The organism is Methanobrevibacter sp. (genome assembly GCF_045646045.1).
GTDB lineage: Archaea > Methanobacteriota > Methanobacteria > Methanobacteriales > Methanobacteriaceae > Methanocatella.
On sequence record NZ_JAZRJY010000017.1, the window covers coordinates 1 to 7,107 of the forward strand.

4 protein-coding genes are annotated in these 7,107 nt (G+C 34.8%); 1 reads left to right on the forward strand and 3 read right to left on the reverse strand.

Features of this window, described 5'->3' with window-relative positions; translation table 11 throughout:
- Window positions 1–3,739, reverse strand: a 3,739-nt coding sequence (locus ACKI5C_RS01065; RefSeq protein ID WP_407431173.1) for an Ig-like domain-containing protein, incomplete at its 3' end; no start/stop codon positions are given.
- Between the two features lie 227 nt (window positions 3,740–3,966).
- Here ACKI5C_RS01065 and ACKI5C_RS01070 point away from each other — a divergent pair.
- Window positions 3,967–4,761, forward strand: a complete 795-nt coding sequence (locus tag ACKI5C_RS01070) for a DUF4013 domain-containing protein (RefSeq protein ID WP_407431175.1) — start codon at window positions 3,967–3,969, stop codon at window positions 4,759–4,761.
- A gap of 36 nt (window positions 4,762–4,797) precedes the next feature.
- On the opposite strand, the gene ACKI5C_RS01075 is transcribed toward ACKI5C_RS01070, so the two are convergent.
- Together ACKI5C_RS01075 and ACKI5C_RS01080 are read right to left on the reverse strand one after the other, a co-directional pair.
- Window positions 4,798–6,009 carry an MFS transporter gene (locus tag ACKI5C_RS01075; protein WP_407431177.1) on the reverse strand — a complete coding sequence of 404 codons (1,212 nt, stop codon included), beginning with the start codon at window positions 6,007–6,009 and terminating at the stop codon, window positions 4,798–4,800.
- Entirely contained in the window at window positions 6,010–6,879 is an 870-nt protein-coding gene (locus tag ACKI5C_RS01080) for an SDR family NAD(P)-dependent oxidoreductase (RefSeq protein WP_407431179.1), read from the reverse strand.
- Window positions 6,880–7,107 lie beyond the last annotated feature (228 nt).

Below are 7,107 nucleotides of genomic sequence, written 5' to 3' on the forward strand. Positions count from 1 at the left end.
CGGTAATTGTAGCTTCACCTTCACCTACTGCAACAATTTCTCCTAATATTACAACTGCAACACTTGAATTGCTTGAAGTGTAAGTCAACAAGAGGTTTGAAGCATTAGTTAAATCAGCGCCTGTTGGAGCAATGTCCAATGGAGCCATTTCAATTGTAGTGTTTTCAACTGTGATTTCGGTAGGTATTTTAGTAACGATTACGTCAATGGTTTTGTTTTCAGCAGCAGCGTATCTTGTAGTACCGTTGAATGATACGGTAATTGTAGCTTCACCTTCACCTACTGCAACAATTTCTCCTAATATTACAACTGCAACACTTGAATTGCTTGAAACGTAATCTAAGTAGAGGTTTGAAGCATTAGTTAAATTAGCACCAGCAGGAGCAATGTCCAATGGAGCCATTTCAATTTCAGTGTTTTCAACTGTGATTTCAGTAGGTATTTTAGTAACGGTTACGTCAATGGTTTTGTTTTCAGCAGCAGCGTATCTTATGGTGCCGTCAAATGAAACTGTAATTGTAGCTTCACCTTCGCCCACTGCAATGATTTCTCCTAAAATAACTGTAGCAACACTTGAATTGCTTGAAGTGTAAGTCAATGTAAGGTCTAAACCAGGAGTTAACTTAGCACCTGCAGGAGTAACATCAAACGGATTCATTTCAATTGTAGTGTTTTCAACAGTGATTTCGGTAGGTATTTTTGCAACGTTTACTTCAATTATCTTTTCAGCAGGAGCATATATATTATCTCCCTCAAAGGAAACTGTAATGTTGGCTTTTCCTTCTCCAACAGCAATAATATAACCGAAGAGTACATTTGCAACACTGGAATCTGTTGTATTATATGTTAAACTACCAACATCAGGAGTTAAAGTAGCATCAATAGCAGAGAAATCCAATGGAATCATATCCAAAGTAGTGTTTGCAACAGTAATTTCAGTAGGTATTCTGCTTACGGTAACAGTTACAGTTGTTGAGTTCTTAGCAAATATTTTACCATCACCAACTTCAACAGTAATGATTGCAGTACCTTCAGCGACTGCAGTAACAGTACCGGTTTCATCTACAGTAGCTACATCCTCATTACTGGATGTGTAATCAATGACATGCACTAAGAAGTCCGGAACAGTAGTTGCATTAATGGCATAAGTATCTTCAACAAATAAATCCAAAGTATCATTGTCAACACTTACGCTAGCATCATTTAATCTTACATTGACAGTTATAGTCCTATTTTCAGCAGCAGCATATATCTCATCACCATCAAATGAAACAGTAATTATAGCACTACCTTCACCAATAGGAATAATGCTGTCATCATAAATTTGAACTATGCTGGAATTACTTGAAGTGTAAGATAAATTGCCTGCTTCAGCAGGATCTAAAGTAGCAACTTCAGGAATAAACTCAAGTACTGTAACATTCAAAGTATCGTTTAAAAGGATAATTTCAGTAGGTCTTTTGGAAACGGTTACTTCAATGGTTTTGTTTTCAGCAGCAGCGTATCTTGTAGTACCGTTGAATGAGACTGTAATTGTAGCTTCACCTTCACCGACAGCAATAATTCTGCCATAGATTGCAACTGCAACACTTGAGTTGCTTGAATTATAACTTAAATAACCAGCATCAGCAGGAGTTAAGTTAGCTCCGGCAGGAACATTATCAAGCACTAGCATATCTAAAGTAGAGTTTTCGACACTAATTTCGGTAGGTATTTTATCGTTTTCTATATTTACGGTGTAGTATACATTTAAAAATTTACCTGTTACACTTCCGTTTCCGCTTTCAGAAGGAGTGTAGACTATTTCGTCATCTGTTAATGCAACATCCCTATTCAGTGTTCCAAGTGTTGAATTTAATTCTAAAAATACTAAAACTGGTCCATCATATTCTTCAACTCCAGAATCATCCTTGAATGAAGAAAATTTAAATGTAACTGTTGATGTTTGGTTTAATGTAATTGCAGCAGGATTTGCTGTTGCATTCAAGAATAACCAATTATCCAGATCATAATATACTTCCGGATTTTCATCGTAGTTTGTAGCATTGTTTCCAAACCAGTTATCGGTCAATTCAATATTTCCACTTACAGTAGTTATTGCATAATAATTATAATCACCATTGTTCAGGAAAATGGAGTCATGAATAGCATTGTCAGAACCAGAATCCATAATACAAATAAGATAATTATTTGCAGTATTATTATAAAATATAGAGCTTTCAATAGTATTGGATGATGTTTCACCACTAATAGCTATTGCACTGGTATAAAGTGCACTGTTTTCTACAAATAGTGTATTGTTGAATCTTGTATTTTCCATTCCATAATCGCAGTTTACTGCTCCACCTCCACTGCTAGGAGCGCTGTTTTTATAAAACAAGACTTCTTCAAATGTTGTATCATTAACAAGTTTATAGAAATTAATAGCACCACCATCCCAGTTTTTAGCAGTGTTATTTATAAACTCTACGTTTTCAAAGGTATTTGATGTGGACTCACCGGTCACATATAATGCTCCACCGTTTTCATTAGCTGTATTGTTTATAAAGTTAACATTTTTGAAGGTATTTTTTTCTGTAGTGTAGCCACTATTTGCACCAAATGTTATTGCACCACCATCAGCTGTTTTAGCTTCATTATTTGTAAAGTTTACGTTTTCAAAGGTGTTTGATAAAGTATTAGCAGTAACAAATAATGCTCCACCATTATTATTTGCAGAATTATTCTCAAATAAAACATTTTTAAATATGGTGTTAGCTAAATCAGAGTGACCCCATGGACCAATGTTTATTGCTCCACCGTCATCTACTAAAGCAGTGTTATTTATAAATTGGGTGTTTTCAAAGGTGAGTGATGAAATTGTTCTGGTAATACCTATTGCACCACCTGTCTTAGCAGCATTATCAATAAAGTAAGTATTGTTGAATATGGAATTTTTTATTCCTTGATCGAAGTTTACTGCTCCACCCACGCTTGCTTCAGCACGATTATTATAGAATAAAACCTTATCAAATGTTGCACCATCTACTTCTCCATGGAAATTGATAGCACCACCATCAGCTGTTTCAGCTACATTATTTGCAAATATTACATTTTTAAAGGTGTCTGATGTGGATGTTCCAGTTATATATAAAGCTCCACCATTATTAGCAGCAGAGTTATCTATAAATATTAAATTTTCAAATAGATTGTTTTCGGATGTTTTATAGAAACGGACAGCACCACCATTAAATTTGGCAGTATTATTTATGAAATTTAGGTTCGTAAATTTACTGTCGGATAAATCTGAAAGTATATAAATTGCTCCGCCCTGACTAGCAGTATTTCCGTTTTTAAAAGTTATATTGTCTAGGATTATACCGCTATTTACATTATTAATTTCAAAAATTCTAAGATCATTTTGGTTTAATGCATCAATTGTATGTCCATTTCCATTAATGGTTATTGGATTATTAATCTTTATTGCATAATCTTTAAATGCATCATCCCATTTATAATCCTTAGTCAGATTTAACTCATTTTGAGCATTATTAATCTCAGCTTGTAATTCTGTAAAGGTACCTTCATCAGCACCAAGAATTTCGTTCTCGCTTGAAGATATAGCTAATATACCTCCATTAGCGTCCAAGTTACTTGTATCCCCAATATTTGTCTGTGCAACATCTTCAGCTGCCGATACACAGGCCGCAGAAAGAATGATTACAATCAAACAAATAAAAAATACTATTTTCTTATTCATGATATATATCATCCCTTTAGTTATTATATGGCAAAAAATTTGTCATACATTTTTTATCTTTGTTAATAAATATATAATATAGTTTACTAAATGATTTTTTGAAAAACCTTTTTGATTTGAAACATTTTAATAAAAAATTATTTAGAATTTATAATTCTATTTAAAAACAGTTAAATTTAATAAATAGTTGGATTAAAAACCTTTATTATATATCGGGTGAGTCAATTATGGATTTGTCAAAGCTGGTCTTGAATTCTTTCAAATATCCATTCAGAAACATTAAAAAACTAACGGTTTTATGCTTATTATTTGTTTTTATTGCAATAATTCCTATCGGCATGATTGCCAACAATAATTATATTACAGCCGTTGGAGTAATTGCATTCTTTTTGTTCATACTGCTTGTGCCGGGATATTTTTTATCCATGATTAAACTTGGTTCAAACCACTCAGCAATGCTTCCATCATTCAATTTAGTCAACAACATATATGATTCCATTCGGGTGCTGTTTTTGAGAATAGTCTATATGATTGTTCCGGCCGCTTTATTTTTAATTGCATTATTGGTATTTGGCCCTTCAAGCAGAAATCTAATTAATAATTTTAAGATAATTGAATTTTTAGCGACAGTCGGATTCGTGTTTGTTCTTATTTTAATAGTGTATTTTATATTTGAATTCCTGTTATTTTTTGCAAAAGCAAGATTGGCTTACTTCAATAGCCTGTCTGAAGCATTAAATATGAAAAAGGTAGTAAGGGATATCAGAAACATAGGTATTGTCAACATAATCAAATGGCTAATCGTAATGGCAATTCTATTGAATGCGATTTCTTTTGTTTCATCATTTGTAATGTCAATTCCATATGTCGGATTTTTAATATATGGATGTATTGTTATTCCAATAATTGAAAGCATAGCCAATTATTCCCTGGGATTATTATATTCCAACATTGCCGGAAATTATGATGATTCAAATCTTAAACAAATTGATAAGCAAAAAACAGAGATACAAAAAGATTAAAAAAATAATTGAAGAATCTATCGGATGATAGAAACTTCATGATTTGACGGCTGATGGTGAATTTCTGTTTGAAATATACATTGCAAGCACCAGAAGTGATCCGAGAACCGCAAATACTATTCCTACAATATACATCATATTGATTCCGCCAAGGCTTAATGCCCAGCCACCTACAGCACTGCCTAAAACCATTGCAACAGCTTCAGTCATTGACATGATGGACTGGCCTGTAGCCTTATCCTCTTTGCCAACACCTTCATCGGCATAGTGGGTTTTTGAAGCTATAAGAAGGGCAAAGGATACACTTTGAAGTATCTGAACTGCGTATATAATTTCTACACTTGTTGCAAAAAGATAAAGGATTCCCCTTATCACAAAAAACAGACAGGCAACAAAGATTAAAAGCTGTGTAGAAATATTGAACTTTTTCACAAAGCTTTCATATAAAAAAAGCACCGGAAGTTCACAAACTGCAGCTATTGCCAGAGCCATTCCAAGTGCATCGCTGCTTCCCCCAACATTTTCAACCATTCTGATGAGGAAAGAATTGACAATATTGTGAAGAATCAATACCATGCATATACCTATAGCCATCAGAATAAAGTATTTGTTTCTTTCAATGAAATCCCTGCTTATAAATGACATTTTAGATGAATTCTCATCATTGGAGCCATATGTAGAGCCGAGGTCGGGAAGTATTATTGTGGAGAGAATAAAAAGTATGCTCACTACAACTCCACAGATTGGAATGAATATTATTCCCATCTCACCGGAAAATACTCCTATTATATAGGAAACGGCTGCAAAAACAAGTGAACCTATTCCTCTGGCCACACCGAAGTTAACCGGACGGCCATGGGCAGTATAATAAAAGCTTGAAGTGTTTACCAGCGGTCCCATTCCCAAAGTAATGATTATGAATATTGCATAAAGTCCTCCAAGCATTAAAGCGCCTATATTGATTAACTGACCTATAAGAATCAGCCCACAGACAATAAGTTCCAGTATGCCCAGTACAATCAGCAGATTTCGCCAGTACCATTTCGGATGTGTATCAATGATTCGACCGAGCATTCCCTGAAGGATAAATCCTATAACTGCAGATATTGAAACTATTGTTCCTATCGTATAGTCCTGAAGTCCGAACATTCCCAGATAAAACACGACATAACTTAAGGATATACAATTCAGGGAAAAGTATGTTCCCATCAGTATACGGACTTTTCCGTTTTCGTTTATCAGACTCATTTAGCACCATCCATTTCCAGGTAAATCAGGATCTTCAGGCATTCCCGGAAGTATAAGACCACCGTCAACCCGTAATGTTACTCCAGTTATATATGATGCCTTTTCAGATACCAGAAAAGCTATTGCATTTCCTATATCTTCGGGAAGTCCCGCTCTTTTAAGGGGAATTTTCGGTCCAAGGGCATCCCAGAAATCATTTTCAACCGCTTCAGGATTTTCCAAAAATTCTTCATCCCAGAAATAATCCGTTTCAGAGCCTTCTTTGATATCCAAAAGCTCCTCTTTGCTGCGCACCCTTATCGCGCCGGGAGCAACGTTATTAATTCTGATGCCGTATGATGAAACATCCAAAGCAAATGCCTCTGCCATGCGGTTCAGCGCAGATTTGATTCCGCAGTATATTCCTGCATTGGGATATACCCTTTCACCCCTTGATGATGTTATATTTATGATATTTCCCTTAATTTCATTGTCTATCATATATCTTGCGGCATAATGCATCATCAAAACATAAGCTTTCAAATCCAAATCTATAAGATATTCCAGATTATCTTCTGTAATGTCCTGTAGAGGGCGCGGCATATTTACTCCGGCATTATTTACCAGTAAATCAAGTGTTCCCATATCATTTACGGCACTCTCAAAAAGTTCTTTTGCGCAACCCTTCCTTGTAAGGTCGGCCTCATAAGCCCAGCATTCAGCTCCCCTTTCGCGAAGCATTTCTTTTGTCTTTTCAAGGGCGGTTTCATAGTTTTCCATTCCCGGAAAATAGGAAAAAGCAATATCATATCCTTCTTCTGCAAGGACAAGAGCTATTCCTCTACCCATACCATATTCGGCACCTGTTATAAGTGCTTTTTTTCTTCCCATATGAAAATCACATCCGTCGAATTATAGAATAAGTTTTGTATATTGTTTAATAAATAATTAAGGATTTTGTTAAAAAAAAGAATTTGAAGGGGTAATATGAACCCCATTATTTTGAAGAATTGTTTGAATTTGGAATGGAAGTTAATTTATTTTTGTTCATGGTTGAATTAAACTCATTCAATACTGCATTGTCTTTAATTATCTGTACTGAAACATGGTCTATGTCGA